The 23702-nt window shown below is 73.3% G+C and carries 23 protein-coding genes and 1 pseudogene; 11 read left to right on the top strand and 13 right to left on the bottom strand.

The window, feature by feature from the left end:
• Positions 1–222 precede the first annotated feature (222 nt).
• Both B6R96_RS17815 and B6R96_RS17810 read left to right on the top strand, forming a co-directional pair.
• Positions 223–984: a J domain-containing protein gene (locus B6R96_RS17815; RefSeq protein WP_106977409.1), complete on the top strand. Its 762-nt coding sequence runs from the start codon at positions 223–225 to the stop codon at positions 982–984.
• Between the two features lie 69 nt (positions 985–1053).
• Positions 1054–1398, top strand: coding sequence for a rhodanese-like domain-containing protein (locus B6R96_RS17810; RefSeq protein WP_030383866.1), 345 nt, complete (start codon positions 1054–1056; stop codon positions 1396–1398).
• A 22-nt stretch (positions 1399–1420) separates the two neighbouring features.
• Here B6R96_RS17810 and B6R96_RS17805 read toward each other — a convergent pair whose 3' ends face one another.
• The 6 genes from B6R96_RS17805 to paaA form a co-directional block, all read right to left on the bottom strand.
• Positions 1421–2563 (bottom strand): acyl-CoA dehydrogenase family protein, encoded by a 1143-nt coding sequence (locus B6R96_RS17805; protein WP_030383865.1) that lies wholly within the window; start codon positions 2561–2563, stop codon positions 1421–1423.
• Between the two features lie 129 nt (positions 2564–2692).
• Positions 2693–3796, bottom strand: a complete 1104-nt coding sequence (locus B6R96_RS17800) for a 2Fe-2S iron-sulfur cluster-binding protein (protein ID WP_030383864.1) — start codon at positions 3794–3796, stop codon at positions 2693–2695.
• On the bottom strand, positions 3797–4303 hold the full coding sequence (paaD, locus tag B6R96_RS17795; RefSeq protein WP_030383863.1) for a 1,2-phenylacetyl-CoA epoxidase subunit PaaD: 507 nt from the start codon (positions 4301–4303) through the stop codon (positions 3797–3799).
• Positions 4297–5049 (bottom strand): 1,2-phenylacetyl-CoA epoxidase subunit PaaC, encoded by a 753-nt coding sequence (paaC, locus tag B6R96_RS17790; RefSeq protein WP_081522943.1) that lies wholly within the window; start codon positions 5047–5049, stop codon positions 4297–4299. Before paaC ends, paaD begins: the two co-directional genes overlap by 7 nt.
• Positions 5046–5330, bottom strand: coding sequence for a 1,2-phenylacetyl-CoA epoxidase subunit PaaB (gene paaB, locus B6R96_RS17785; RefSeq protein WP_030009045.1), 285 nt, complete (start codon positions 5328–5330; stop codon positions 5046–5048). The genes paaC and paaB overlap by 4 nt, the downstream gene beginning before the upstream one ends.
• Positions 5327–6388: a 1,2-phenylacetyl-CoA epoxidase subunit PaaA gene (gene paaA, locus B6R96_RS17780; RefSeq protein WP_078626047.1), complete on the bottom strand. Its 1062-nt coding sequence runs from the start codon at positions 6386–6388 to the stop codon at positions 5327–5329. Before paaA ends, paaB begins: the two co-directional genes overlap by 4 nt.
• Positions 6389–6523: 135 nt before the next feature.
• On the opposite strand from paaA, the gene B6R96_RS17775 reads away from it, so the two are divergent.
• From B6R96_RS17775 to B6R96_RS17765, 3 genes are all read left to right on the top strand, one after another.
• A complete protein-coding gene (locus B6R96_RS17775; protein WP_237291446.1) occupies positions 6524–7186 on the top strand; it encodes a DUF5819 family protein in 663 nt (220 codons plus the stop codon).
• Entirely contained in the window at positions 7171–8346 is a 1176-nt protein-coding gene (locus tag B6R96_RS17770) for an HTTM domain-containing protein (RefSeq protein WP_107475534.1), read from the top strand. Before B6R96_RS17775 ends, B6R96_RS17770 begins: the two co-directional genes overlap by 16 nt.
• A gap of 87 nt (positions 8347–8433) precedes the next feature.
• Complete coding sequence (locus tag B6R96_RS17765) at positions 8434–9195, top strand: TrmH family RNA methyltransferase (protein WP_081522942.1); 762 nt, start codon at positions 8434–8436, stop codon at positions 9193–9195.
• Here the strand turns inward: B6R96_RS17765 and B6R96_RS38165 are convergent.
• Positions 9151–10032 (bottom strand): annotated as a pseudogene (locus B6R96_RS38165) (hypothetical protein); the annotation flags it as partial. The gene B6R96_RS17765 and the pseudogene B6R96_RS38165 overlap by 45 nt on opposite strands.
• A gap of 176 nt (positions 10033–10208) precedes the next feature.
• Between B6R96_RS38165 and B6R96_RS17755 the strand changes: the two are divergent.
• Positions 10209–10859 carry a MerR family transcriptional regulator gene (locus tag B6R96_RS17755; protein ID WP_081522941.1) on the top strand — a complete coding sequence of 217 codons (651 nt, stop codon included), beginning with the start codon at positions 10209–10211 and terminating at the stop codon, positions 10857–10859.
• Between the two features lie 58 nt (positions 10860–10917).
• On the opposite strand, the gene paaN is transcribed toward B6R96_RS17755, so the two are convergent.
• The gene (paaN, locus tag B6R96_RS17750; protein WP_030383856.1) at positions 10918–12600 is read right to left on the bottom strand and encodes a phenylacetic acid degradation protein PaaN; all 1683 of its coding nucleotides are present in this window, start codon (positions 12598–12600) and stop codon (positions 10918–10920) included.
• A gap of 124 nt (positions 12601–12724) precedes the next feature.
• Between paaN and B6R96_RS17745 the strand changes: the two genes are divergently transcribed.
• Positions 12725–14236 carry a 3-hydroxyacyl-CoA dehydrogenase gene (locus B6R96_RS17745; protein ID WP_081522940.1) on the top strand — a complete coding sequence of 504 codons (1512 nt, stop codon included), beginning with the start codon at positions 12725–12727 and terminating at the stop codon, positions 14234–14236.
• Complete coding sequence (locus tag B6R96_RS17740) at positions 14233–14820, top strand: TetR/AcrR family transcriptional regulator (RefSeq protein ID WP_053167380.1); 588 nt, start codon at positions 14233–14235, stop codon at positions 14818–14820. Before B6R96_RS17745 ends, B6R96_RS17740 begins: the two co-directional genes overlap by 4 nt.
• A gap of 97 nt (positions 14821–14917) precedes the next feature.
• Here B6R96_RS17740 and B6R96_RS17735 read toward each other — a convergent pair whose 3' ends face one another.
• Positions 14918–15496 (bottom strand): Lrp/AsnC family transcriptional regulator, encoded by a 579-nt coding sequence (locus tag B6R96_RS17735; protein ID WP_081522939.1) that lies wholly within the window; start codon positions 15494–15496, stop codon positions 14918–14920.
• A 178-nt stretch (positions 15497–15674) separates the two neighbouring features.
• Between B6R96_RS17735 and pdhA the strand changes: the two genes are divergently transcribed.
• From pdhA to B6R96_RS17720, 3 genes are read left to right on the top strand one after another with little or no spacing between them, the layout of a single operon-like run.
• The gene (gene pdhA, locus B6R96_RS17730; protein ID WP_081525140.1) at positions 15675–16808 is read left to right on the top strand and encodes a pyruvate dehydrogenase (acetyl-transferring) E1 component subunit alpha; all 1134 of its coding nucleotides are present in this window, start codon (positions 15675–15677) and stop codon (positions 16806–16808) included.
• A 50-nt stretch (positions 16809–16858) separates the two neighbouring features.
• Positions 16859–17827 (top strand): alpha-ketoacid dehydrogenase subunit beta, encoded by a 969-nt coding sequence (locus tag B6R96_RS17725; protein ID WP_037858887.1) that lies wholly within the window; start codon positions 16859–16861, stop codon positions 17825–17827.
• Positions 17827–19158, top strand: a complete 1332-nt coding sequence (locus B6R96_RS17720; protein ID WP_081522938.1) for a dihydrolipoamide acetyltransferase family protein — start codon at positions 17827–17829, stop codon at positions 19156–19158. Before B6R96_RS17725 ends, B6R96_RS17720 begins: the two co-directional genes overlap by 1 nt.
• A 127-nt stretch (positions 19159–19285) precedes the next feature.
• Here B6R96_RS17720 and B6R96_RS17715 read toward each other — a convergent pair whose 3' ends face one another.
• From B6R96_RS17715 to B6R96_RS17700, 4 genes are read right to left on the bottom strand one after another with little or no spacing between them, the layout of a single operon-like run.
• Positions 19286–20263: an NAD(P)H-quinone oxidoreductase gene (locus tag B6R96_RS17715; protein WP_030383849.1), complete on the bottom strand. Its 978-nt coding sequence runs from the start codon at positions 20261–20263 to the stop codon at positions 19286–19288.
• A 26-nt stretch (positions 20264–20289) separates the two neighbouring features.
• Complete coding sequence (locus B6R96_RS17710) at positions 20290–21390, bottom strand: potassium channel family protein (RefSeq protein ID WP_078626045.1); 1101 nt, start codon at positions 21388–21390, stop codon at positions 20290–20292.
• Entirely contained in the window at positions 21378–22688 is a 1311-nt protein-coding gene (locus B6R96_RS17705; RefSeq protein WP_081522937.1) for a molybdopterin molybdotransferase MoeA, read from the bottom strand. Before B6R96_RS17705 ends, B6R96_RS17710 begins: the two co-directional genes overlap by 13 nt.
• Positions 22685–23584: an NTP transferase domain-containing protein gene (locus B6R96_RS17700; protein ID WP_081522936.1), complete on the bottom strand. Its 900-nt coding sequence runs from the start codon at positions 23582–23584 to the stop codon at positions 22685–22687. Before B6R96_RS17700 ends, B6R96_RS17705 begins: the two co-directional genes overlap by 4 nt.
• Positions 23585–23702: the final 118 nt, after the last annotated feature.

Raw genomic sequence — 23702 nt, 5'->3', positions numbered from 1 at the left:
GTCCTGCCAGGGTCCTGCCGGCCGTGCCGCAGCGGCTGTGGGCCGTGTCGCGGCGGGCGGTGTTTCACGTGAAACACCGCCCGCGCGGACGGGCCGTAGGCTGGCCGGGTGAGCGAGCAGACCGAGCAGCCTGAGCAGACAGTCCCCGGTGATTCCGGTGACTCCTCCGTCACCGGCGGGGAGCGCACGGAGGAGCACACCGAGGAGCGCCCCGAGGCGCGCCTGGAGCGGGCCGTACGAGCCGCCGAGCAGGCGCTGATCGAGTTCGAGATCGCGGTGGAGACCTTCCGGGTCGAGGTGGAGAACTTCTCCCGCCTGCACCACCAGAAGCTCGGCCCCATGTACACGAGGCTCGACGAGCTGGATGCGCTGATCGCCGAGGCGAAGGCGTCCCGCAGCGGCGATCCCGACGATCTGCGGCGGGCGAAGGAAGCGCGCGCGCTGGTCATGCCGATGCCCGGGGTGGAGGAGCTGTTCCACGACTGGCTGGGCTCGGACGGGATCTCCGACGACGCCTCCGCGATGCTGACCGACCGGCCCGTGCGGCCGCCGGAGCGCGTGCGGCCCTCGGAGGAGGTGCGGCGCCTCTACCGCGAGCTGGTCCGGCAGGCCCACCCCGACCTCGCCCAGGAGGAGGCCGAGCGCGAGCGGCGCGACGCCTTCATCGCGCGGGTCAACGCGGCCTACGGGCGGGGTGACGAGCGGCTGCTGCGCGAGCTGGCCGAGGAGTGGGCGGCCGGACCGGCGCCCGAGGCCACGGCGCCGGGCGAGAGCGAGGAGCTGTACGCGCGGCTGGAGTGGCTGGCCCGCCGCAAGGAGCTGTTGTCGCTCGTCGCGTCGGAGCTGGAGGAGAGCGCGATCGGGTCGATGCTGCGGATGGCGCCCGAGGACCCCGACCGGCTGCTGGAGGAGATCGCGGAGCAGCTGCTCGCGCAGGTGTCCGAGCGCGAGGCGGAGCTGGCCGAGGCGCTCGCCGCCGAGTGAGCCCGGTCTGCCCGTACCGGGTGGTCGGATAGGTTGTCAGCAGATCCGTGAAGAGAGAAGGCGACAGCTATGAACTTCGGACCGCTTCCCTCGGTGGACGCCGCCGCGGTGCCCTCCGAAGGCTTTGTCCTCGACGTCCGTGAGGACGACGAATGGGCGGCCGGCCACGTCGAGGGTGCCCTGCACATCCCGATGAGCGACTTCGTGGCCCGCTTCGGTGAGCTGACCGAAGCTGTCGAGGACGGCCGCCGGGTGTATGTGATGTGCCGGGTCGGCGGGCGTTCCGCGCAGGTCACCCAGTACCTGGTGCGCCAGGAGATCGACGCCGTGAACGTCGACGGCGGGATGCAGGCCTGGGACGGTGCCGGGCGCCCGATGGTGACGGACAACGGGAACCCGGCCTTCGTTCTCTAGGCCGTCTCTTCCGCCCTGGACGTCAGGCGAGGGGGTGGGCGGCCAGCAGGTCGCCCAGGGCCTCCTCGTGCGCGGCGGCCGGGCCCAGCTGGAGCTCCAGCTGCTTGGCCCAGGCGTGGTAGCGGTGCAGCGGGTAATCGGTGTCGGCGCCGAAACCGCCGTGCAGGTGCTGTGCGGTCTGCACGACCCGGCGCACGCCCTCCGAGGCCCAGATCTTGGCGACCGCGACATCACCGGAGCTCGGCAGGGGACCGCCGGCGCCACCGGTCGCGGCGTCGAGCCGCCAGGCGGCCTGCCACAGGGTGACCTCCATGGCGCGCAGGTCGATGTACCGGTCGGCGGCCTGGACGGCGACGGCCTGGAACGTGGCCACCGGGAAGCCGAACTGCTCGCGCTTGGCGGTGTACTGACTGGTCATGGTGAGGACGTTCTCGCCGAGTCCGAGGGCCAGCGCGCAGGTCCCGGTGGCGAGGAGCTGGCGGAGCCGCTCCCAGGCCCCCGGGGTCTCGATGAGGTGCGTCGCGGCCACCCGTACGCCGTCGAGGGCGAGTTCGGCGAGGCGTTCCCCGCTGGTGGAGACCTGTTCGGCGAGGGCGAGGCCCTCGGCGGTGCGCGGTACGAGCGCGAGGACGGCCTCGCCCTCGCCCGTGTGGGCGGGTACGGCGATCCAGTCCGCGCCGTGCGCCCAGGGGACGGCGGTCTGGGTGCCCTCCAGGATCCACGCGTCGCCGTCGCGGCGGGCCACGACAGCCAGTTCGGCCGGGTCGTGGCCGGAGCGCCCGTGGGCGGCGGCGGTGAGCACGAGCGTGCCGCGCCCGGCGCCGGGCAGCAGGGCGGCCGCCAGTTCGGGGCTGCCGTGGGCCTGTACGGCCATGGCGGTGGCGCAGTGCTCCAGCAGCGGGACCCGCGCCAGCACCCTGGCGGCCTCGCGGAGCACCAGGCACAGGGCTATCGCGTCCAGGCCCGCTCCCCCGTGCTCCTCGGCGAGGACCAGGCCCAGCAGGTCCGAGGCGGCGAGCCTGCCCCACAGCGGGCGGTCGAAGTCGTCGGCGACGGCTCCCGGGGTCAGCGCGGGGCTGGGCACGCCGTCGGCCGCGACGTCCGCGAAGACGGCCCGGGCCGCCTCGACGGCTGCCTGCTGCTCCTCGGTGAAGGTGAAGTCCACTGCCTGTCCTCCCGCACGTTCGGGTCTGACGGTGTCGCGTCTGACGGTGCGTCAAGATAGAACAGGTTCTTGAAAATGGACAGGCCCCTGTCGGGGGACAGGGGCCTGACCGCAGGGACGCCGTCCCGCTCAGCGGTCGAAGTCGATCTCCACTTCCTCCGTGACCGGGTGCGACTGGCAGGCCAGCACGAATCCGGCCTCCGTCTCCTCGGCCTCCAGCGCGAAGTTCCGCTCCATGCGGACCTCGCCCGAGACCACGAACGCCCGGCAGGTGCCGCAGACCCCGCCCTTGCAGGCGTACGGGGCATCCGCGCGGTTGCGCAGCACGGCGTCCAGCAGGGACTCGCCGTCCTGGACCGGCCAGGTGCCCGAACGGCCGTCGAGCCGTGCGGTCACCCGCCCGTGCGCGGGCGCCGCACCGGTGACGGCGCGGACCGCCGGCGCGGTGTCCTCGACGTGGAAGATCTCCTCGTGCACCCGGGTGCGGGGGACGCCGAGCGCGCCCAGGGTCTTCTCCGCGCCCTGCACCAGGCCGTACGGGCCGCACAGGAACCAGCCCGTCACCTCGGCCACCGGGAGCAGCGCGGGCAGCAGGGCCGCCAGCCGCTCCTCGTCCAGCCGTCCGGACGGCAGCCCGGACTCCTGCTCCTCCCGGGACAGCACCGTCACCAGCTGGAACCGTGCCGGGTACCGGTCCTTGAGGTCGGCGACCTCCTCCAGGAACATCGTCGAGGCCGCCGTCCGGTCGCTGCGCACCAGGCAGAAACGGGCGTCGGGCCGGGCGGCCAGCAGGCTCGCGGCGATCGACAGCACCGGCGTGATGCCGCTGCCGCCGACGATCGCCGCATAGTGCGCCGAGGCCGGGGCGGCGACGGGGTCCAGCACGAAGCGCCCGGCCGGGACCATGACGTCCAGCACGTCCCCCGCGACGATCTCCTTGTGCGCGAAGGTGGAGAACTCGCCGCCCTCCACCAGGCGCACCCCGACCCGCAGCCACGCCGGGCCCGGGCCGTCCGCGGACGGTGCCGGGGAGCAGATCGAGTAGGTGCGGCGGACCTCCGCACCGCCCTCGGGGGCGCTGCGGCGCAGCGTCAGGTGCTGGCCGGGGGCGTGCCGGTAGTCCTCGCGCAGCTCCTCGGGAACGCGCAGGGTCAGTGCCACCGAGTCGTCGGTGAGCCGGTCGACTGCCGCCACCGTCAGCGGGTGGAACGCGCCGTGGCGGGGGGCGGCCATCTACAGCTCCTTGAAGTGGTCGAACGGTTCGCGGCAGGCGGTGCAGCGGCGCAGCGCCTTGCATGCGGTGGAGGAGAAGCGGCTGAGCAGTTCGGTGTCGGTCGATCCGCAGTTCGGGCACCGGACCGACAGGGTCAGCGGGACCGGTCCGCCGGCGGCGTGCGGGCGGGGCGGGGCGATGCCGAACTCGGCGAGCTTGCGGCGGCCCTCGGCGCTGATGTCGTCGGTCGACCAGGCCGGGGCGAGCACCGTGGTCACCCGCACCTCGGGGATGCCGTGGCCGGTCAGGGCCCGTTCGATGTCGGCGGACATGGCCTCGATGGCCGGGCAGCCGGTGTAGGTCGGGGTGAGGGTGACCTCGGCGTGGCCGTCCTCGTGCATCCGCACCCCGCGCACCACGCCGAGCTCGCCGAGCGTCAGCACGGGCAGCTCCGGGTCCGGGACGGAGCCGGCCAGCGCGGCCAGTTCCGCCTCCAGGCGGGTCATTCCGGCGTCGGCGGTCACCATGACGCCCCCGGGTGGCTGCGGTGCAGGTGCTGCATCTCGGCGAGCATCCGGCCGAAGGGCTCGGTGTGCAGGCCCTGCCGTCCGGCGCCGGCCGCCCAGGCACCGGTGCGCGGTCCCTGGGGCAGGTCGAGGCCGGCCCGGTCCAGTACGCCGGTCAGCGCGGCGAGCCAGCGCTGCTCCAGGGCGGCCGGGTCCAGCCCGTCGAGGCCGTCCACCGGCTGGAACATCTCGCCGGTGAACCTCCACAGGGAGTCGAGCGCGGCCCGCATGCGGCTGCGGCTCTCCTCGGTTCCGTCGCCGAGCCGCAGGGTCCACTGCTCGGCGTGGTCGCGGTGGTAGGCGGTCTCCTTGACGGCCTTGGCCGCCAGCGGCGCGAAGGGGCCGTCCCCGCGGGCGAGCTCCCCGTAGACCTCGTGCTGGTAGAAGGAGAAGTAGAGCTGCCGGGCGATGGTGTGGGCGAAGTCGCCGTTCGGCTGCTCGACCAGCTGGAGGTTGCGGAAGGACCGCTCCTCGCGCAGGAACGCCAGCTCGTCCTCGTCGCCGGCCAGGGACAGCAGGATCCGGGCCTGGCCGAGCAGGTCGAGCGCGATGTTGGCGAGGGCGACCTCCTCCTCCAGGACGGGGGCGTGCCCGGCCCATTCGCCGAGGCGGTGGGAGAGGATCAGCGCGTCGTCGCCGAGCGCGAGCGCCGCCGCGGCGGTGGCGCCGGTGAGGCGGGCGGTGTCGGTGGTGTCGGTGCCGGTCACAGGTGGCTCACCCCCTCCGGGATGTCGTAGAAGGTCGGGTGCCGGTACGGCTTGTCGGCGGACGGCGCGAAGAACGGGTCCCGCTCGTCCGGCGAGGAGGCGGTGATCTCGGTGGAGGGCACCACCCAGATGGAGATGCCCTCACCGCGCCGGGTGTAGAGGTCGCGGGCGTTGCGCAGGGCCATCTCCGCGTCGGGGGCGTGCAGGCTTCCCGCGTGCGTGTGCGAGAGGCCGCGGCGCGAGCGCACGAACACCTCCCACAGGGGCCAGTTCTGCGTCATACCCGTGCCTCCTCGTTCTTGCCGGCGGGGTTCGCCGCCTGCTGTGCCGCTTGCTGTGCCGTCTGCTTCCGCGCGTAGGCCGCGGCCGCGTCGCGTACCCAGGCGCCTTCCTCGTGGGCCCTGCGCCGCTGGCCGATCCGCTCCTCGTTGCAGGGGCCGTTGCCCTTGAGCACGTCCCAGAACTCGGCCCAGTCGATGGCGCCGAAGTCGTGGTGCCCGCGCTCCTCGTTCCACTTGAGGTCCGGGTCGGGCAGGGTCAGGCCGAGGGACTCGGCCTGCGGGACGGCGATGTCCACGAACCGCTGGCGCAGCTCGTCGTTCGAGTGCCGCTTGATGCGCCAGGCCATCGACTGCGCCGAGTGCGCCGACTCGTCGTCCGGCGGGCCGAACATCATCAGCGACGGCCACCACCAGCGGTCGACCGCGTCCTGGGCCATCGCGTGCTGGGCCTCGGTGCCCTGCGAGAGGGCGAGGAGCAGCTCGTACCCCTGGCGCTGGTGGAAGGACTCCTCCTTGCAGATCCGGACCATGGCGCGCGCATAGGGCCCGTAGGAGCAGCGGCAGATCGGCACCTGGTTGGTGATCGCCGCGCCGTCCACGAGCCAGCCGATGGCGCCGACGTCCGCCCAGGTCAGGGTGGGGTAGTTGAAGATGGAGGAGTACTTCTGCTTGCCCGAGTGGAGCTTGTCGAGCAGCTCGTCGCGGCTGGTCCCGAGGGTTTCGGCCGCGCTGTACAGGTACAGCCCGTGGCCGGCCTCGTCCTGCACCTTGGCCATCAGGATCGCCTTGCGGCGCAGCGAGGGAGCGCGGGTGATCCAGTTGGCCTCGGGCTGCATGCCGATGATCTCGGAGTGCGCGTGCTGGGCCATCTGGCGCACCAGGGAGGCGCGGTATTCGTCGGGCATCCAGTCGCGCGGCTCCACGCGCTCGTCGGCCGCCACGGCCGCGTCGAATGCCGCCGCGAGCTGCGCGCCCAGGTCAGCAGTCATGCCTGTCCCGTCCGTCCCGTCTGTCCCGAGGGCCGTGTCCGGCCCCGTTTCCGGGGTCACTGCCACCATTCCGGCCCCCTGTGAGAGTCCGCCGTCCGCCCGACCGACCGATCGTTCGGTTCATTCGCTTCAATGGTGAGACGGCGGCCCGTAGGGTGTCAACCTCTGAGGTCAACCCTGTGGACGCCGGACGATCGGGTGGGGATGGATTCGAACGAGCACGAGCCCGCCGAAGGGGCCGCTCCGCCACCCCCGCGAGCGTCCGGAATAGCCGGCCTGTCGACCCCGTACCGGGTCGTGGCCGCCCTGGCGCTGGGGGCGATCGCGGTGGCCGCCTGTACGCACCTCGCATTCGTCTTCCTGCACGTGGCCCCGACCAACACGCTGAGCAAGCAGCACGCCCAGACGATCGACGGCTGGATCTACCCCGAGTTCGAACAGAACTGGAAGCTCTTCGCCCCCAACCCGCTGCAGCAGAACATCGCGGTGGAGGCGCGCGCGGAGGTCCGCGGCCCGGACGGCGAGGTGGCCGCCACCGCCTGGTACGACCTGAGCGCCGAGGACGCCCGGGCCATCCGGCACAGCCTGCTGCCGAGCCACACCCGGCAGAACGAGCTCCGCCGGGCCTGGGACTTCTTCACCGGCTCGCACGACGAGAACAACGAGCCGAACGGCGACCGCGGCCGGCTGTCCGAGGAGTACCTCCGGCGGATCGCGGTGAACCGGCTCGCCCCCCGGCACCCGGACGGGACGCTCCTGCGGATCCAGCTGCGCTCGGCGACCACGGCGGTGCCCGCCCCGAAGTGGAGCACCGAGACCACCGACACCCAGACCTACTACCGGGAGCTGCCGTGGTGGACGGTGTGAAGCGCGCCCGCGCGGCGGCCGGCCGGGCGGCCGCGCAGGTCACCGGGCGGGCGCTGGGCCCGTACCAGAGCGCCGTCGTGCGCATCGGCTTCGCGGCGACCTGGCTCTTCTTCCTGCTGCGCGAGTTCCCGAACCGGGCCGAGCTGTACGGGCCGGACGGGCCCTGGAGCTGGGCACTGGCGCAGCGGCTGATCGACTCCAACCACGCCTTCACGGTGCTGATGTGGTCCGACTCGGCCCTATGGTTCGAGCTCGTCTACGCGGTGTCCGTGCTGGCGAGCCTGGGACTGCTGCTGGGCTGGCGGACGCGGGCGACCTCGGTGCTCTTCATGGTCGGAGTGCTGTCGCTGCAGAACCGCAGCGTGTTCATGGGCGACGGCGGGGACAACGTCATCCACCTGATGGCGGTCTACCTGGTGCTGACCCGGTGCGCGCAGGTGTGGTCGCTGGACGCGCGCCGGGCCCGCAGGCACGGCTCGGCAACGGCCGGGGCGGCCGGTCCGGTGCTGTGGGGCGTGCTGGGCGCGGTGTTCGCCTTCGGCGCGGCGACCGGGCGGTTCGGCCTCGGCTGGCTGGCCGCGTTCGCGGCGGTGTGGGTGGTCTGCGGACTGTGGTGGATGGTCGACCGCTACGAGCCGCAGGGCGAGGGGCGGGCGGCACTGGACGTCCTGGCGAACCTGCTGCACAACGCGGGCATGCTGGTGATCATGGTGGAGGTCTGCCTGATCTACGCGACGGCGGGCTGGTACAAGATCCAGGGGTCCCGGTGGCAGGACGGGACGGCCCTGTACTACCCGCTGGGGCTGGACTACTTCTCGCCGTGGCCGGCGCTGTCGGCGCTGGTGGCGGGCAGTGGGACGCTGGTGATGCTGCTGTCGTACGGGACGGTCGCGGTGCAGGTGGCGTTTCCGTTCACCCTGTTCAACCGGCGGATCAAGAACGTGCTGCTCGCGCTGATGATGCTGGAGCACGCGGGGATCGCGGTGCTGCTGGGGCTGCCGTTCTTCTCCATGGCCATGATCGCCGCGGACGCGGTGTTCCTGCCGACGGGCTTCCTGGTGTGGCTGGGGGCACGGGTCGCCGCGCGGGGCCCGCGGGCGCAGGCGGTGGAGCCCGTGCCGGATGCCGCCGAGCCGCTGCCCGTGCCGGGGCCGCGCTGACGGTGCCCCGCGGCGCCGTTCCACGGGGTCCGGGTGCGAGGAGGCCCGCGCGGCCGGCAGCGTCCGCCCAGACCGTAGGGTCGGGGTATGGACGAGACGGTGCTGGAGTGGCGGGAGGCCGAGCAGGCGGGGGGTCTCGTCGTGCTCGACGGGTTCCATGCGCTCAAGCACGCGCTGCGGTTCGGGGCCGATGTGCGGATGGTCCTCGCCGAGGATCCCGCCGCCGTACGGGCACTGGCCCGCGAGCTGGCTCCGGATGTCGAGGCCGCCGTGGGGCGCCTCGCGCGGCGGGCCGACCTCAAGGGGGTGCTGCCCCGCGTGCACCCCACCGGCGTCGCGGCCCTCGCGGTCCGGCCCGACCGGGCGGCCGGCATCGCGGGGCTGGGGCGGCTGCCTCGGCCGGCGCCCGTGGTCGTCCTCGACAACCCCCGCAACCTCGGCAACGTCGGAGCCGTCGTCCGCCTCGCCGCCGGCTTCGGCGCCACCGGTGTGGTGACCCGCGGAGACCTCGACCCCTGGCACCCGAACGTGGTCCGGGCCGGCGCCGGGCTGCACTACGCCACCACCGTCGAGCGCCTCGCACTGGACGAGCTGCCGCCCGGGCCGCTCTACGCCCTCGACCCCGAGGGCACGGACATCCGCGCCCTCACCCTCCCGGACGACGCCCTGCTCGCCTTCGGGTCGGAACGCCACGGCATCTCACCGGAGCTGCGTGCCCGGGCCGACCACCTCGTCTCCCTGCCGATGCGCCCCCAGGTCTCCAGCTACAACCTCGCCACCAGCGTGGCCATGACCCTCTTCCACTGGGGCGGCCCCCCGGCCCAGGAGCAGGACGGCGATCACGCCTAGAACGCCGCCGACCAGGATCACCGCGGCCGCGCCGAGGGTCGTCCCGTCCGGGTGGACCAGCGCCTGGCCGCGCAGTGCCTGCCAGGTGACCAGCGCGAACGCGGCCGCGTAGACCCCGGACGCCACCAGGGTCAGCCCGACCCGCACCCGCTCCCCGCGCAGCAGTGCGAAGCGTCCGGCGAGGGCGGCCAGTACGAGCACGAGCAGGGGCAGCAGCTGGAGCGCGTGCATGCCGAAGAAGTGCGGGACGCGCAGGTCACCGCCCGTGGTGGACCAGCCGGTGAGCGGCATGGCGGGTCCTCCGTCCGGCACGCCCACGCTGTGGGCGCCCAGTACGGGTGAGTCCTCGACCGCGAGCTGCTCCTCGGTGGGAGTGGCCATCAGGAAGCCGAGTCCGGCCCCGGTGAGGGCGAGGACGGTCGCGATCCGGATCGCCCAGGTGGTGGCCCGGTCGACCACGCGGGTGCGGAAGAGCAGTACGGCGATGACGAGCGTGGCCGTCCACAGGACGACGACGGTGTTGGCCATGGCGCTGTAGATCTGCTCGTCGAAGGGGGTCCGCTGGTTGAAGTGGCTCTGCCGGCCGCGGATCGCCTGGCCGGTGATGAGCAGCATCTCCACCAGGCTGGTCGCGACCACGACCGTCCCGGCCCACCAGGCGGGCCTGCGCAGGCGCGGGCGGGCCGCGACGGCCAACGAGATCATCCAGGCCAGGCTGAGGGCGTAGCCGACGAACGAGACGGCGAACTTGAGGGGTTTGGCCCAGATCGGGGCGCCCACCAGGATCCGGTCGTCGAGGGCGAGGCCCACGGCGGAGCCGACGGCCCACACCGCCATCAGGGCGGCGAACAGGGTCAGTGGACGGTGCCAGGTACGTAACGCGGACAGTGACGCGGACTTCGACGCAGACATGGATCCCCCTGAAGAATGGATAGCGATGCTCGCCGCTATCTGATAGTCCCACTATCTATGATGGGCGGGGAACGGGGCAAGAAGAAACGAGTGAACAGACCATGCGCATCGGAGAGTTGAGCCGCCGTACCGGGGTCCCGGTACCGACGATCAAGTACTACGTCCGGGAAGGCCTGCTTCCCGCGGGCGAGTTGAGCAGTCCCAACCAGGCCAGCTACGACGAGGGGCACGAGCGCCGGCTGCGGCTGATCCGCGCGCTGCTGGAGGTCGGCGGGCTGTCGGTGGCGGCGATCGGCGACGTCCTCGTGGCCATCGACGACAGGGAGCAGCCGGTGCACAAGCTGCTCGGCACCGCGTCCCGGCGGCTGGTACCCGAGTACGGCGACGGCGGCGGCGGCCAAGGCGATGCCGAGGCGGTCCTGGCGCGGGAGAAGGTGGCGCGGCTGATCGAGGCGCGCGGCTGGCGCGTCGGCCCGGAGAACAAGGCCGTCGGCGCGCTGGAGGCCGCGCTCGCCTCACTCGCCCGGGTGGGCCACGGCTCCTTCGCCGAACTCCTCGACGACTACGCCGATGCGGCCGAGCAGGTGGCCCGGGTGGATCTGGAGTACACGGCCCGCCGGGTGGACCGCGAGGACCTGGTCGAGGCGGTCGTCGTGGGCACGGTGGTGGGCGACGCGATGTTCGCGGCCCTGCGCAGGATGGCCCAGGTGGACGCCTCCTCCCGCACCTTCGCTCAGGAGCTGCCGGAGTAGCGCGAGCGGAAGGCGGGAGGAGGCGGGACCACCCGGGCCGGGGTGCTGCGGGGCGCGGTTACGCCTGGCGGCGGACCTCCACCACCCGGAAGCGGTTCGCGACGAAGGCGCCGTCGCACAGGGCCGCGTTGGCCGCCGGGTTGCCGCCGGAGCCGTGGAAGTCCGAGAACGCGGCGGTCTGGTTGACGAACACCCCGCCGGTCAGGTTCAGGGAGAGCTGCGCGGACTCCTCCAGGCAGACCTCCTCGATCGCCCGCTCGGTGTCCGCCGAGGTCGTGTACGCGCCGACCGTCATGGCGCCCTTCTCCCGCACCGTGCGGCGCAGCAGCTCCAGGGCGTCGGCGGTGGTGTCCACGGCCACCGCGAAGGAGACCGGGCCGAAGCACTCGGAGAGGTACGGAGCCTCCGGGTCCGGCTTGGCCGCGTCCAGCTTGACCATCACCGGGGTACGGACCACCGCGTCCGGGAACTCCGGGTTCGCGACCTCCCGGGAGGCCAGCGCGACCTCGCCCAGGGCGGCCGCGGCCTCCAGCCGGGCCTTGACGTCCGGGTTGACCAGCGCGCCGAGCAGCGCGTTGGCCCGGGCGTCGTCGCCCAGCAGGCCGCCGACCGAGGCGGCGAGGTCGGCGACGACCTCGTCGTAGGTCTTGTGGCCGGCGTCCGTCGCGATGCCGTCGCGCGGGATCAGCAGGTTCTGCGGGGTGGTGCACATCTGGCCGCTGTACAGGGACAGCGAGAACGCCAGGTTGGAGAGCATGCCCTTGTAGTTGTCGGTGGAGTCCAGGACGACGGTGTTGACGCCGGCCTTCTCCGTGTACACCTGCGCCTGGCGGGCGTTCGTCTCCAGCCAGTCACCGAACTCGGTGGACCCGGTGTAGTCGATCAGCTTGATCTCGGGGCGGACGGCGAGGGTCTTGGCGATGCCCTCGCCCGGGCGCTCGACCGCGAGTGCCACGAGGTTCGGGTCGAAGCCGGCCTCGGCGAGCACCTCGCGCGCGACCTGGACGGTCAGCGCGAGCGGCAGTACGGCCCGCGGGTGCGGCTTGACCAGCACCGCGTTGCCGGTGGCGAGGGAGGCGAAGAGGCCCGGGTAGCCGTTCCAGGTCGGGAAGGTGTTGCAGCCGATCATGAGGGCGATGCCGCGCGGGACGGCGGTGAAGCTCTTGCCGAGCTCCAGCGGGTCCTTCTTGCCCTGCGGCTTGGACCAGTCGGCCCGGCCGGGCACCCGGGTCTGCTCCTCGTACGCGTAGGCCACGGCCTCCAGGCCGCGGTCCTGTGCGTGCGGGCCGCCGGCCTGGAACGCCATCATGAAGGCCTGGCCGCTGGTGTGCATGACCGCGTGCGCGAACTCGTGGGTCCGGGCGGAGATGCGGGCCAGGATCTCGATACAGACCAGGGCGCGCGCCTCGGGTCCCGCGTCGCGCCAGGCGCCCATGCCGGCCTTCATCGCGGGCAGCAGCACGTCCGGGTCCACATGCGGGTACTCGACCTCCAGCGCCGGGCCGAAGGGGGACACCTCGGCGCCCGTCCAGCCGTCGGTGCCGGGCTGGCCCAGGTCCAGCCGCGTGCCGCGGACGGCTTCGAAGGCGGCGAGCCCGTCGGCGGGGGCGCTCTCGCCGTACGCCTTGGGGTGTTCGGGATGCGGGGACCAGTAGGCGCGGCTGCGGATCGCCGACAGGGCCTGGTCCAGGGTGGGCCGGTGCTTGGCGGACAGCTGGGGGACGGTGAGCTCGGCGGCCATCAGGGACCAACTCCTCGTTGAGCCGGGCGAAGGAGAGCAGACTGGAGTTAGAGTAACCGAACGATCGGTCGGGACAAGAGGGCCCGGCGGACCTGTGGATAAGTGTGTGCGGGAGGATCAGGACATGACAGCAATCGAGCGGTCCCGCACTGTGGCGGTCGTCGGGGCGGGCACCATGGGCCAGGGCATCGCCCAGGTCGCCCTTCTCGCAGGTCATCGTGTGCTGATCTACGACATCAACGCCTCCCTCGCCGCCGATGGCGTCGGTTTCGTCCAGGACCGGGTCGAGCGGATGGCCGCCAAGGGCCGCATCGACCGCGCCGAGGCCGAGGAGGCGGTCGGCCGGATCGCTCCGGCCGGTGACCTCGCGGAGCTCGCGGGAGCCGCCCTCGTCATCGAGGCGGTGGTCGAGAACGTCACCGTGAAGCAGACGCTCTTCGCCGCGCTCGAAGAGGTGGTGTCCCCGGACGCGCTGCTGGCCACCAACACCTCCTCGCTCTCCGTCACCGAGCTCGCCGCCGGGCTCGCGCACCCCGGCCGCTTCCTCGGCCTGCACTTCTTCAACCCGGCCCCGCTGCTCCCGCTCGTCGAGGTGGTCAGCGGCTTCGCGACCGACCCGGACGCCGCCGAGCGTGCGTACCGCACGGTCCTCGGCTGGGGGAAGACGCCGGTCCGCTGCGCCGACACCCCCGGTTTCATCGTCAACCGGATCGCCCGCCCCTTCTACGCCGAGGCCTTCGCGGTGTACGAGGAGCAGGGTGCCGACCCGGCCACCATCGACGCCGTGCTCCGCGAGAGCGGCGGCTTCAAGATGGGCCCCTTCCAGCTGACCGACCTGATCGGCCAGGACGTCAACGAGGCCGTGACCCGATCGGTCTGGGAGTCCTTCTTCCGCAGCCCGAAGTTCACCCCCTCGCTCGCCCAGCGCCGCCTCGTCCAGTCCGGCCGACTCGGCCGCAAGTCCGGGCACGGCTGGTACCCCTACGGTCCGGACGCCGAGACCGCCCTGCCGCACACCGCCGCTCCCGAGGAGGCTCCGGCGAAGGTCACCGTCGTCGGCGACCTCGGCCCGGCCGCCGAGCTGGTGGACCTGCTGGAGGAGGCCGGGATCGCGGTCGCGGCCACCGAGCAGGGCGGCCCGTACATCCAGCTGCCCGGCGAGGGCCAGCTGGTCCTCGCGGACGGCAAGACCTCCGTCGAGTTCGCCGACGTCGTCTACTTCGACCTCGCGCTCGACTACCGCGGCGCCACCCGGATCGCGCTCTCGGCGAGCGAGGACACCAGCGAGCGGACCCTCGCCGAGGCGGTCGGCCTCTTCCAGAAGCTGGGCAAGCAGGTCTCGGTGATCGGCGACGTCCCCGGCATGATCGTCGCGCGGACCGTCGCGATGCTGATCGACCTCACGGCCGACGCCGTCGCCCGCGGCGCGGCCTCCGCGCAGGACATCGACACGGCGATGCGGCTGGGCGTCAACTACCCGCTGGGCCCCTCCGCATGGCACGAGCGGCTCGGCCGGGACTGGGCCTACGACCTGCTGCACCACCTCGACGAGCGCTGTCCCGGCGGCCGGTACGCACCCTCCCTGGCCCTGTTCAAGCTGGGCTACGCCGCGGACGACGAGGAGGGGGCCGCATGACGACGGCCAAGCGGGACACGTACACCCCCGAGACCCTGCTGTCGGTCGCCGTCCAGGTCTTCAACGAGCGCGGCTACGACGGCACCTCGATGGAGCACCTCTCCAAGGCCGCGGGCATCTCGAAGTCCTCGATCTACCACCACGTCACGGGCAAGGAGGAGCTGCTGCGGCGGGCCGTCAGCCGCGCCCTCGACGGGCTCTTCGCGATCCTGGAGGAGCCGGGCGCGGTACGGGGCCGGGCCGTCGAGCGCGTCGAGTACGTCACGCGCCGCACGGTCGAGGTGCTGGTCGGCGAGCTGCCGTACGTGACGCTGCTGCTGCGCGTACGCGGCAACACCCGCACCGAGCGGTGGGCACTGGAGCGCCGGCGCGAGTTCGACCACCAGGTAGCCGACCTGCTCAAGGCCGCCGCCGCGGACGGCGACCTGCGGGCGGACGTGGACATCCGCCTCGCCACCCGGCTCCTCTTCGGCATGGTGAACTCCCTGGTCGAGTGGTACCGCCCGCACTCGGGCACGGGCCCCGACCAGCTCGCGGACGCGGTCGTCCACATGGCCTTCGACGGCCTGCGCACCCTCCGCTGACGCACTCCGCCCCCGAACGTCGCGAGCGCCCCGAACCCACGACGCCCCCGGTACGGCCGTACAGGCCGTACCGGGGGCGTCGTGGCACCCGGACGGCCTACTCCTCGGTGAGGGCCGGGGAGCCGCCGACCGGGCCGGGGCCCGGGCCCGCGTCCAGCAGATCCGTTTCCTCGAACACCAGCAGGGTCCGCGTCGAGAGGACCTCCGGGATGGCCTGGAGGCGGGTCAGGACCAGCTCGCGCAGGGTCCGGTTGTCCGGGGTGTGCACCAGCAGCAGGACGTCGAAGTCCCCGCTGACCAGTGCGATGTGCGCGGCGCCCGGGAGTTCGCGCAGCTGCTCGCGGACCGTGCGCCAGGAGTTCTGGACGATCTTCAGGGTGATATAGGCGGATGCGCCCTGACCTGCCCGTTCGTGGTTGACGCGGGCCGTGAAACCGCGGATCACCCCGTCGTCGATGAGCCGGTTGATCCGGGCGTAGGCGTTCGCCCGCGAGACGTGCACCTGCTCCGCCACCGACCGTATCGACGCCCGGCCGTCCGCCTGGAGCAGCCGCATGATCGACCGGTCGATCGGATCCAGGGGACGGGGTGTGACGGGCGGGACTCCGGAGGCCCCCGGTGCGCCCCCCGGCGAACCCGGTGCGGAACCCGGTCCGGCCATTTGTTCATCCGGCATTGCCCGATGCCTCCCTCTCCTGGACGTCCTGCATCCATCCCAGGGCCCCGGCGCCAGTTTGTCCACAGCCTGGAGCCGCCTGTAGCCAAATTGCGCGGACAACCGAACAATCGGTAGGTGAGGGGCCTCACACCCGGGGCACCCCCTGCCCGCTTCCCACGAGGAGGTGTACGCCGCCATGACGGTCCAAGAGCTGCCCGGTGCCGGTGCGTCCCACCGTTCCACCCCGCCCGCCTGGAGGCCCCGTACGGATGCCGCCCCGCTGCTCCCGGACCCCGAGCCCTACCGGGTGCTGGGCACCGAGGCGGCCGACCGCCTCGACCCGGAGCTGATGCGCCGCTGCTACGCCGAGCTGGTGCGCGGCCGGCGCTACAACGCCCAGGCCACGGCGCTCACCAAGCAGGGCCGGCTCGCCGTCTACCCCTCCACCGTGGGCCAGGAGGCCTGCGAGATCGCGGCCGCGCTGGTCCTGGAGGACCAGGACTGGCTGTTCCCGAGCTACCGCGACACCCTGGCGGCCGTGGCGCGCGGCCTGGACCCCGTCCAGGCGCTGACCCTGCTGCGCGGCGACTGGCACACCGGGTACGACCCGCGTGAGCACCGCATCGCCCCGCTCTCGACCCCGCTCGCCACCCAGCTGCCGCACGCGGTGGGTCTGGCACACGCGGCCCGGCTGCGCGGTGACGACGTCGTCGCGCTCGCCATGGTCGGCGACGGCGGCACCAGCGAGGGCGACTTCCACGAGGCGCTGAACTTCGCCGCCGTCTGGCAGGCCCCGGTGGTCTTCCTCGTGCAGAACAACGGCTTCGCGATATCCGTCCCGCTCGCCAAGCAGACCGCGGCCCCGACGCTGGCCCACAAGGCCGTCGGGTACGGGATGCCCGGCCGGCTGGTCGACGGCAACGACATCGCCGCGATGCACGAGGTGCTGGCCGAGGCCGTCCGGCGGGCCCGGGCCGGTGGCGGCCCGACCCTGATCGAGGCCGTCACCTACCGGATGGAGGCCCACACGAACGCGGACGACGCGACCCGCTACCGCGGTGACGCCGAGGTCGAGGCCTGGAAGGCGCACGACCCGATCGATCTGCTGGAGCGTGAGCTGACCGCCCGCGGGATCATCGACGAGGCGGCGATCGCCACGGCGCGCGAGGAGGCGGAGACGATGGCCGCCGCGCTCCGTGAGGGGATGAACGCGGACCCGGTGGTGGACCCGATGGACCTGTTCGCGCACGTGTACGCGGAGCAGACGGACCGGCTGCGCGAGCAGGCGGCCATGCTCCGTGCAGAGCTGGAAGCCGAGGACCAGGCGTGACGACGGTGGCGGCGGCGAAGTCCGCGAAGTCGGGGACCAAGCCCTCGACGATGGCGCAGGCCCTGACCCGGGCGATGCGCGACGCGATGGCCGAGGACCCGACCGTCCATGTCATGGGCGAGGACGTCGGGACGCTCGGCGGGGTCTTCCGGATCACGGACGGGCTCGCCAAGGAGTTCGGCGAGGAACGCTGCACGGACACCCCCCTCGCGGAGGCGGGCATCCTGGGCGCGGCGGTCGGCATGGCCATGTACGGGCTGCGCCCGGTCGTGGAGATGCAGTTCGACGCCTTCGCGTACCCGGCGTTCGAGCAGCTGATCTCGCACGTGGCGAAGATGCGCAACCGCACCCGCGGTGCGATGCCGCTGCCGATCACGATCCGGGTGCCGTACGGCGGCGGGATCGGCGGCGTGGAGCACCACTGCGACTCCTCCGAGGCGTACTACGTGGCCACGCCCGGCCTGACCGTGGTGACCCCGGCGACCGTCGAGGACGCGTACGGGCTGCTGCGCGCGTCCATCGCGAGCGACGACCCGGTCGTCTTCCTGGAGCCGAAGCGGCTCTACTGGTCGAAGGCCGACTGGCGGCCCGAGGCGCCGACGCCGGTGCCCGGCATCGGGAAGGCGCTGGTCCGGCGGGCCGGCACGAGCGCCACGCTGATCACCTACGGGCCCTCGCTGCCGGTGTGCCTGGAGGCGGCCGAGGCGGCCCGCCAGGAGGGCTGGGACCTGGAGGTCGTCGACCTGCGCTCGCTGGTCCCCTTCGACGAGAACACGGTCGTGGAGTCCGTACGCCGCACCGGGCGCGCGGTGGTGGTCCACGAGGCCGGCGGCTTCGGCGGACCCGGCGCGGAGATCGCCGCCCGCGTCACGGAGCGGTGCTTCCACCACCTGGAGGCGCCGGTGCTGCGGGTGACGGGCTTCGACATCCCCTACCCGCCGCCGATGCTGGAGAAGCACCACCTGCCGGGTGTGGACCGGATCCTGGACGCCGTGGCGCGCCTGCAGTGGGAGAACTGATGCCGCAGGTAATGGAATTCAAGCTTCCCGATCTCGGGGAGGGCCTGACCGAGGCCGAGATCGTCCGCTGGCTCGTGGCGGTGGGCGATGTCGTCGCCATCGACCAGCCGGTGGTCGAGGTCGAGACGGCCAAGGCGATGGTGGAGGTTCCGTGCCCCTACGGCGGTGTGGTCACCGCCCGGTTCGGGGAGGAGGGCACGGAACTGCCCGTCGGAGCACCGCTGATCACCGTGGCGGTGGGGGCGTCGTCGCTTCCCGGCGAGGCTCCGGCCGCGGAGGCGGCCGAGGCCGAGGGCACCGGCAACGTGCCGCGGCCGCTGATCGGTTACGGCGAGGACCACTCGCGCCCGGCGCGTCGGCGACGGGTGCGACCCGTCACCGCCGCGGTGTCGGCGCCCGCCGTCGCCGCTCCGGTGGCTCCGGCGGTCCCCGTGGCTCCGGCGGCTCCCGCCGGGCCGGTGCCGGTGATCTCGCCGCTGGTGCGCAAGCTGGCCAAGGACGGCGGGGTCGACCTGCGCGCGCTGCGCGGGTCCGGCCCCGACGGGCTGATCCTGCGGGCGGACGTCGAGGCGGCACTGGCCGCGCTGCGCGCGCCCGAGCCGGCCCCGGTCGCCGCGGTGGCACCGCCGACGACGGCGGCCCAGGGCGAGCGGATCCCCCTCAAGGGGGTACGCGGGGCGGTCGCCGAGAAGCTGTCGCGCAGCCGCCGGGAGATCCCGGACGCCACCTGCTGGGTCGACGCGGACGCCACCGAGCTGATGGCCGCCCGGGCCGCGATGAATGCCGTGGGCGGACCCAAGATCTCCGTGCTCGCGCTGCTGGCCCGGATCTGCACGGCCGCCCTGGCCAAGTATCCGGAGCTCAACTCCACCGTGGACCTCGCGGCCAAGGAGATCGTCCGCCTGCCGTCCGTGCACCTGGGCTTCGCCGCGCAGACCGAGCGGGGCCTGGTGGTCCCGGTGGTCCGGGACGCGCAGAACCGCAACCCCGAGTCGCTGTCGGCGGAGTTCGCCCGCCTGACGGAGGTGGCCCGGGCCGGGAAGCTGGCTCCCGCGGATCTGACCGGCGGCACCTTCACCCTGAACAACTACGGGGTCTTCGGGGTCGACGGTTCCACGCCGATCATCAACCACCCCGAGGCGGCGATGCTGGGGGTGGGCCGGATCATCGACAAGCCGTGGGTCCACGAGGGGCAGCTGGCGGTCCGCAAGGTGGTTCAGCTGTCGCTGACCTTCGACCACCGGGTGTGCGACGGGGGTACGGCGGGCGGCTTCCTCCGCTTCGTCGCGGACTGCGTCGAATCCCCCGCGGTCCTGCTGCGCAGCCTGTAGCCCGGCGCCGGCCCGGTCCGGTGTCCCGGGGCTCTGCCCGGGCCGGACCGGGCCCGGGCAGAGCCCGGGAAACGGCGAAAGGGCGGGGCGGGGAGAGGCTCCGCGCAGCGGAGCCGACCCGCCCGCTTCACACCGTGAGCAGGAGCTTGCCCACGTGGGCGCTGGATTCCAGCACGCGGTGGGCTTCGGCCGCATCGCGCATCGGGTAGGTCGCGTGGACCACCGGCCGGATCCGCCCCGCGGCCACCAGCGGCCATACGTGCTCGCGCACGGCGGCGATGATGGCCGCCTTCTCCTCCAGCGGACGGGCCCGCAGGGAGGTGGCGGTGATCGCCGCCCGCTTGGCCAGCAGCGCGCCGAGGTTCAGTTCCGCCTTCACCCCGCCCTGCAGCCCGATCACCGCGAGCCGCCCGTTCACGGCCAGCGCGTCCACGTTCCGGGCCAGGTACTTCGCGCCCACGATGTCCAGGATCACGTCCGCCCCGGCCCCGCCCGTCGCCTCGCGCAGCTCGGCCACGAAGTCCTGCTCGCGGTAGTCGATCAGGATGTCCGCACCCAGCTCCTTGCAGCGCGCCAGCTTCTCGGGGCCGCCCGCCGTCACGGCGACCGTCGCGCCCACCGCCTTCGCCAGCTGGATCGCCATCGTGCCGATCCCGCTGGACCCGCCGTGCACCAGCAGGGTCTCGCCGGGGCGCAGCCCCGCCACCATGAACACGTTGGACCACACGGTCGCGACGACCTCCGGCAGCGCGGCCGCCGTCACCAGGTCCACACCCGCCGGGACCGGCAGCAGCTGACCCGCCGGCACGGCCACCCGCTCGGCGTATCCGCCACCGGCCAGCAGGGCGCACACCTCGTCGTCCACGGACCAGCCGGACACCCCCGGACCGATGGCGGCGATCCGGCCGGAACACTCCAGCCCCGGATGGCGCGACGCGCCGGGCGGCGGATCGTAGAACCCCTGTCGCTGGAGTACGTCGGCGCGGTTCACGGCGCTCGCCGCGACCTCGACGAGGACCTCGCCCTCGCCCGGTACCGGATCGGGTACGTCGGCCCAGACGAGGGCCTCGGGGCCGCCGGGCTGCTCGATGGTGATCGCATGCATGGCCCGGAGGCTACGCCACGGTGCGGCTACTCGGCAGGTCCGAGCTTCACCGGCGGCGACGTCGGCGGAGCCGCCCGCACGATGGTGATGAGACGGTCCGTCAGCTGGATCGGGCTCGCGTGCGGATCGTCGTACGGGAGCAGCCGGTGGCCGCGCACCACGCTCACGACCAGGTCCTCGGTGTCCCGGACCGACTTGCCTGCCTCGGACTTGCGGGCGGGGCGTTCGATGAGGTCGAGGCCGCTGCCCTGCTGGATCAGGTCCTCCATCACCGTGCCCGCGCTCGGGCTGAGCACCGAGAGGCCCAGCAGCCGGCCGGCCGCGCTCGCGCTCGTGATGACCGCGTCCGCGCCGGACTGGCGCAGCAGCGGGGCGTTCTCCTCCTCGCGCACCGCCGCGACGATCTTCGCCCCGCGGTTGAGCTGCCGGGCGGTCAGGGTGACCAGGACGGCCGTGTCGTCCCGCTGGGTGGCGATGATGATCTGCCGGGCCTTCTGCAGCTCGGCGCGGAGCAGCACGTCGGAGCGGGTGGCGTCGCCGACGACACCCGTGAACCCTTCCGCGTTGGCCATGTCGATCACCTTGGCGCTGGGGTCGACGACGACGACCTGCTCCTTGGAGAGGCCGGTGGCCAGCAGCGTCTGCAGGGCCGAACGGCCCTTCGTGCCGAAGCCGACGACGACCGTGTGCTCACGCAAGTTCTTCCTCCAGCGCTTGAGCCGCCACTCTTCCCTCGTCCGTTCCGTCAGGACTTCCAGGGTGGTACCGACCAGGATGATCAGGAACAGCACGCGCAGCGGCGTGATCAGCAGGATGTTGATCAGCCGCGCGCTGTCGCTGTACGGGACGATGTCGCCGTAGCCCGTCGTCGACAGCGTCACCGTGGCGTAGTAGAAGCAGTCGAGGAGATCGACCTGCTCGTTGGCGTTGTCGTGGTAGCCGTCGCGGTCGAGCCACACGATGAAGACCGTCAGGAACAGCACGAACAGGGCCATCAGCAGGCGCTTGGTGACCTGGCTCAGCGGGTTCTCGACGATGCGTTTGGGCAGCTTGATGCGCCGGGAGACGAGCTTCTCGTCGGCGCCGCGGGCCATGGAGTCCTGGCCGTGAAGTTTCACGTGAAACATCCTCCAGCAGCCCAGGGCAGATCGAGAATCTCCAGTTCCTGTCCCGACCGTGCGCCCTTCGGCGGTACGACGGCCAGCGCGTCGGCGGCCGCCACTCCGCGCAGCATCGCGGGGCCGTGGTAGCGCAGCGGTACCGCGTGCTCGTCGCTGAGCAGCACCGGAACGAGCCGGGTGTCGTACGGGTGGCCGGGTACGTCGCCCTGCACCGGCGCCGTGTAGCGGGGGCGGCCGCGGCGGCCGGCGAGGGAGCGCAGCAGGGGGTCGGCCAGGGTCAGCAGCCCGGAGACGGCGGCCAGCGGGTTCCCGGGCAGCCCGACCAGGTGGCGCACCGGGGCCCCGTCGGGCGTCCCGGATCCGAGGCGGGCCAGCAGCATGGGGTGGCCGGGGCGCACGGCGACCCCGTCGACGAGCAGTTCGGCGCCCGCCTTCGCCAGCACCGGGTGGACGTGGTCGACGGGTCCGGACGCGGTGCCGCCCGTGGTGACGAGGACGTCGGCGGTGCTCGTGGTGACGGCCTCCAGCAGGGCCGCGGCGCCCTCCGGGTCGTCGCCGAGCAGCCGCGTGCCGATGACCTCGGCGCCGATCCGGTCGATCCAGGGCCCGAGCATGGGGCTGAGGGCGTCGCGCACCAGCCCCTCGTGCGGGAGGCCCTCGGTGAGCAGCTCGTCACCGAGCACCAGGATCTCCACGCGGGGGCGGGGCCGGGTGGTCAGCTCGTCGTACCCGGCGGCCGCGGCGAGCCCCAGCACGGCCGGGGTGACCAGCGAACCGGCGGGCAGCAGCAGGTCGCCGGAGCGGCACTCCTGGCCGCGCGGGCGGATGTCCTGGCCGGTGAGGACGGGCCGGTCCGCGAAGAGCTGGCTGCCGGCCTCGCGGCAGTGCTCGCTGCGGATGACGGCGGTGGTGTCGGTGGGGATCCGGGCGCCGGTGGCGATCCGTACGGCCTCGCCGTCCGTGAGGGGGTCGGGTCGCTCGGAGCCGGCCAGGACGCTGCCGCCGGTGCGCACGCTCCAGGGGCCGGGTCCCGCGACGGCCCAGCCGTCCATGGCGGACGTGTCGAAGGACGGCAGGTCGGTCAGCGCGTCCAGGGAGGCCGCCAGGACCTCGCCGAGGGCGTCGGCGAGGGGCACGCGGTGGGTCCGGGGCCGCACCCGGTGCCCGGCGTCGACGGCGGTCTCCCGGGCCCGTGTCCAGGAGGACGCGCGGTGGCCCCCCGTACCGCCGCCGCTCTCGGGGGCGCGGCTGACCAGGGCCAGGGCCTCGTCGAGGGCCTGCTCGGCGGAGTTCGCGGGGGTCATCCGGAGCCGTTCTGTTCGGCGGAGTCGGCCGCTGCCTCGTCGGCCCACCGCAGCGCCAGGTCGGCCGCCTTGCGGGAGGCCTCGGCGACGGCCTGGGCGGGGTCGGCGCCGGTGGCGGCGGCGTGGGCGGCCGCGTAGCCGACCAGGAAGGTGGTCAGCGGGGCGGCGGGCCGGGCGACGCCGTGGGCGGCGTCCCGGGCGAGGTCGAGCAGGGTCTTGGTGTCGACGGGGAGGTCGATGCCCAGCTCGCTCTTGACGGCGGTGATCCATTGCTCCAGCACGCTTCCATGCTCCCTGATCCGGGCGCGGGCGGCGGCGAGATCGTCCCAGGTGTCGCAGTCGAAGGAGGCGAGTGGCCGGGAGGTGACGCGGGCGAGGTCCAGTTCGGCGGTCAGCGCGCGGAGCGGGAGCCCGGTGAGGGTGCCGTGTTCGGCGGCGAGCAGCGCGATCTCGCGGCGCAGGGGTTCGGCCCGGTAGGCGGCCACCAGCGGCTGGTCGCGGCCGTCGGGGTCCCGCAGCAGCGCGCCGTCCGCGCCGTCCGCGGCGTCCGCGGCGTCCGTGCCGGGCCGGGCGGGGGCCGCCAGGAGGACCCGTACGGTGTCCCGGTCCAGGAAGGGGAGGTCGGCGGAGAGGACGAGGACCAGCTCGGCGGTGGTCTGCCGCAGTCCGGCCTCCAGCGCGGCCACGGGCCCCCCGCCGGGCGGGTCCTCGCGGGTCCAGTGGACCGGGCGCGCGGTGGGGCGGCGGCCGCCGACCACGACGGTGGTCCGGGCGTCGGGGCAGGCGTCGAGGACGCGGTCGAGGAGTGCGCGGCCGCCGACGCTCAGCGCGGGCTTGTCGGCCCCGCCGAGTCGCCGAGCGGCGCCGCCGGCCAGCACGATCGCGTCGTAGCTCATGCCCCTGAGTATGCGGGCCGGTCCGGATGCCGGGTGCGGCGCCGTTGCCGGGGGCGCCGCCCCGGACCCCCGCGCCTCAAACGCCGGCGGGGCTGGGAGGGCGCCTCAAACGCCGGCG

This window comes from Streptomyces sp. Sge12, assembly GCF_002080455.1.
In the GTDB taxonomy this organism is placed as follows: Bacteria; Actinomycetota; Actinomycetes; order Streptomycetales; family Streptomycetaceae; genus Streptomyces.
Note: the sequence above shows the minus strand (reverse complement) of the source record. Positions and strands in the feature narration are given on the sequence as shown.

Excerpts from the sequence above, each read along its gene's own strand:
- paaB (WP_030009045.1), bottom strand. The coding sequence starts at position 5,330 with ATGACGCAGAACTGGCCCCTGTGGGAGGTGTTCGTGCGCTCGCGCCGC.
- B6R96_RS17745 (WP_081522940.1), top strand. The coding sequence starts at position 12,725 with ATGACAGCAATCGAGCGGTCCCGCACTGTGGCGGTCGTCGGGGCGGGC.
- B6R96_RS17755 (WP_081522941.1), top strand. The coding sequence starts at position 10,209 with ATGCGCATCGGAGAGTTGAGCCGCCGTACCGGGGTCCCGGTACCGACG.
- pdhA (WP_081525140.1), top strand. The coding sequence starts at position 15,675 with ATGACGGTCCAAGAGCTGCCCGGTGCCGGTGCGTCCCACCGTTCCACC.
- B6R96_RS17715 (WP_030383849.1), bottom strand. The coding sequence starts at position 20,263 with ATGCATGCGATCACCATCGAGCAGCCCGGCGGCCCCGAGGCCCTCGTC.
- B6R96_RS17710 (WP_078626045.1), bottom strand. The coding sequence starts at position 21,390 with ATGTTTCACGTGAAACTTCACGGCCAGGACTCCATGGCCCGCGGCGCC.
- paaD (WP_030383863.1), bottom strand. The coding sequence starts at position 4,303 with ATGGTGACCGCCGACGCCGGAATGACCCGCCTGGAGGCGGAACTGGCC.
- B6R96_RS17725 (WP_037858887.1), top strand. The coding sequence starts at position 16,859 with ATGGCGCAGGCCCTGACCCGGGCGATGCGCGACGCGATGGCCGAGGAC.
- paaN (WP_030383856.1), bottom strand. The coding sequence starts at position 12,600 with ATGGCCGCCGAGCTCACCGTCCCCCAGCTGTCCGCCAAGCACCGGCCC.
- B6R96_RS17700 (WP_081522936.1), bottom strand. The coding sequence starts at position 23,584 with ATGAGCTACGACGCGATCGTGCTGGCCGGCGGCGCCGCTCGGCGACTC.
- paaA (WP_078626047.1), bottom strand. The coding sequence starts at position 6,388 with ATGGTGGCAGTGACCCCGGAAACGGGGCCGGACACGGCCCTCGGGACA.
- B6R96_RS17735 (WP_081522939.1), bottom strand. The coding sequence starts at position 15,496 with ATGCCGGATGAACAAATGGCCGGACCGGGTTCCGCACCGGGTTCGCCG.
- B6R96_RS17775 (WP_237291446.1), top strand. The coding sequence starts at position 6,524 with ATGGATTCGAACGAGCACGAGCCCGCCGAAGGGGCCGCTCCGCCACCC.
- B6R96_RS17720 (WP_081522938.1), top strand. The coding sequence starts at position 17,827 with ATGCCGCAGGTAATGGAATTCAAGCTTCCCGATCTCGGGGAGGGCCTG.
- B6R96_RS17800 (WP_030383864.1), bottom strand. The coding sequence starts at position 3,796 with ATGGCCGCCCCCCGCCACGGCGCGTTCCACCCGCTGACGGTGGCGGCA.
- B6R96_RS17765 (WP_081522942.1), top strand. The coding sequence starts at position 8,434 with ATGGACGAGACGGTGCTGGAGTGGCGGGAGGCCGAGCAGGCGGGGGGT.
- B6R96_RS17810 (WP_030383866.1), top strand. The coding sequence starts at position 1,054 with ATGAACTTCGGACCGCTTCCCTCGGTGGACGCCGCCGCGGTGCCCTCC.
- B6R96_RS17740 (WP_053167380.1), top strand. The coding sequence starts at position 14,233 with ATGACGACGGCCAAGCGGGACACGTACACCCCCGAGACCCTGCTGTCG.
- B6R96_RS17705 (WP_081522937.1), bottom strand. The coding sequence starts at position 22,688 with ATGACCCCCGCGAACTCCGCCGAGCAGGCCCTCGACGAGGCCCTGGCC.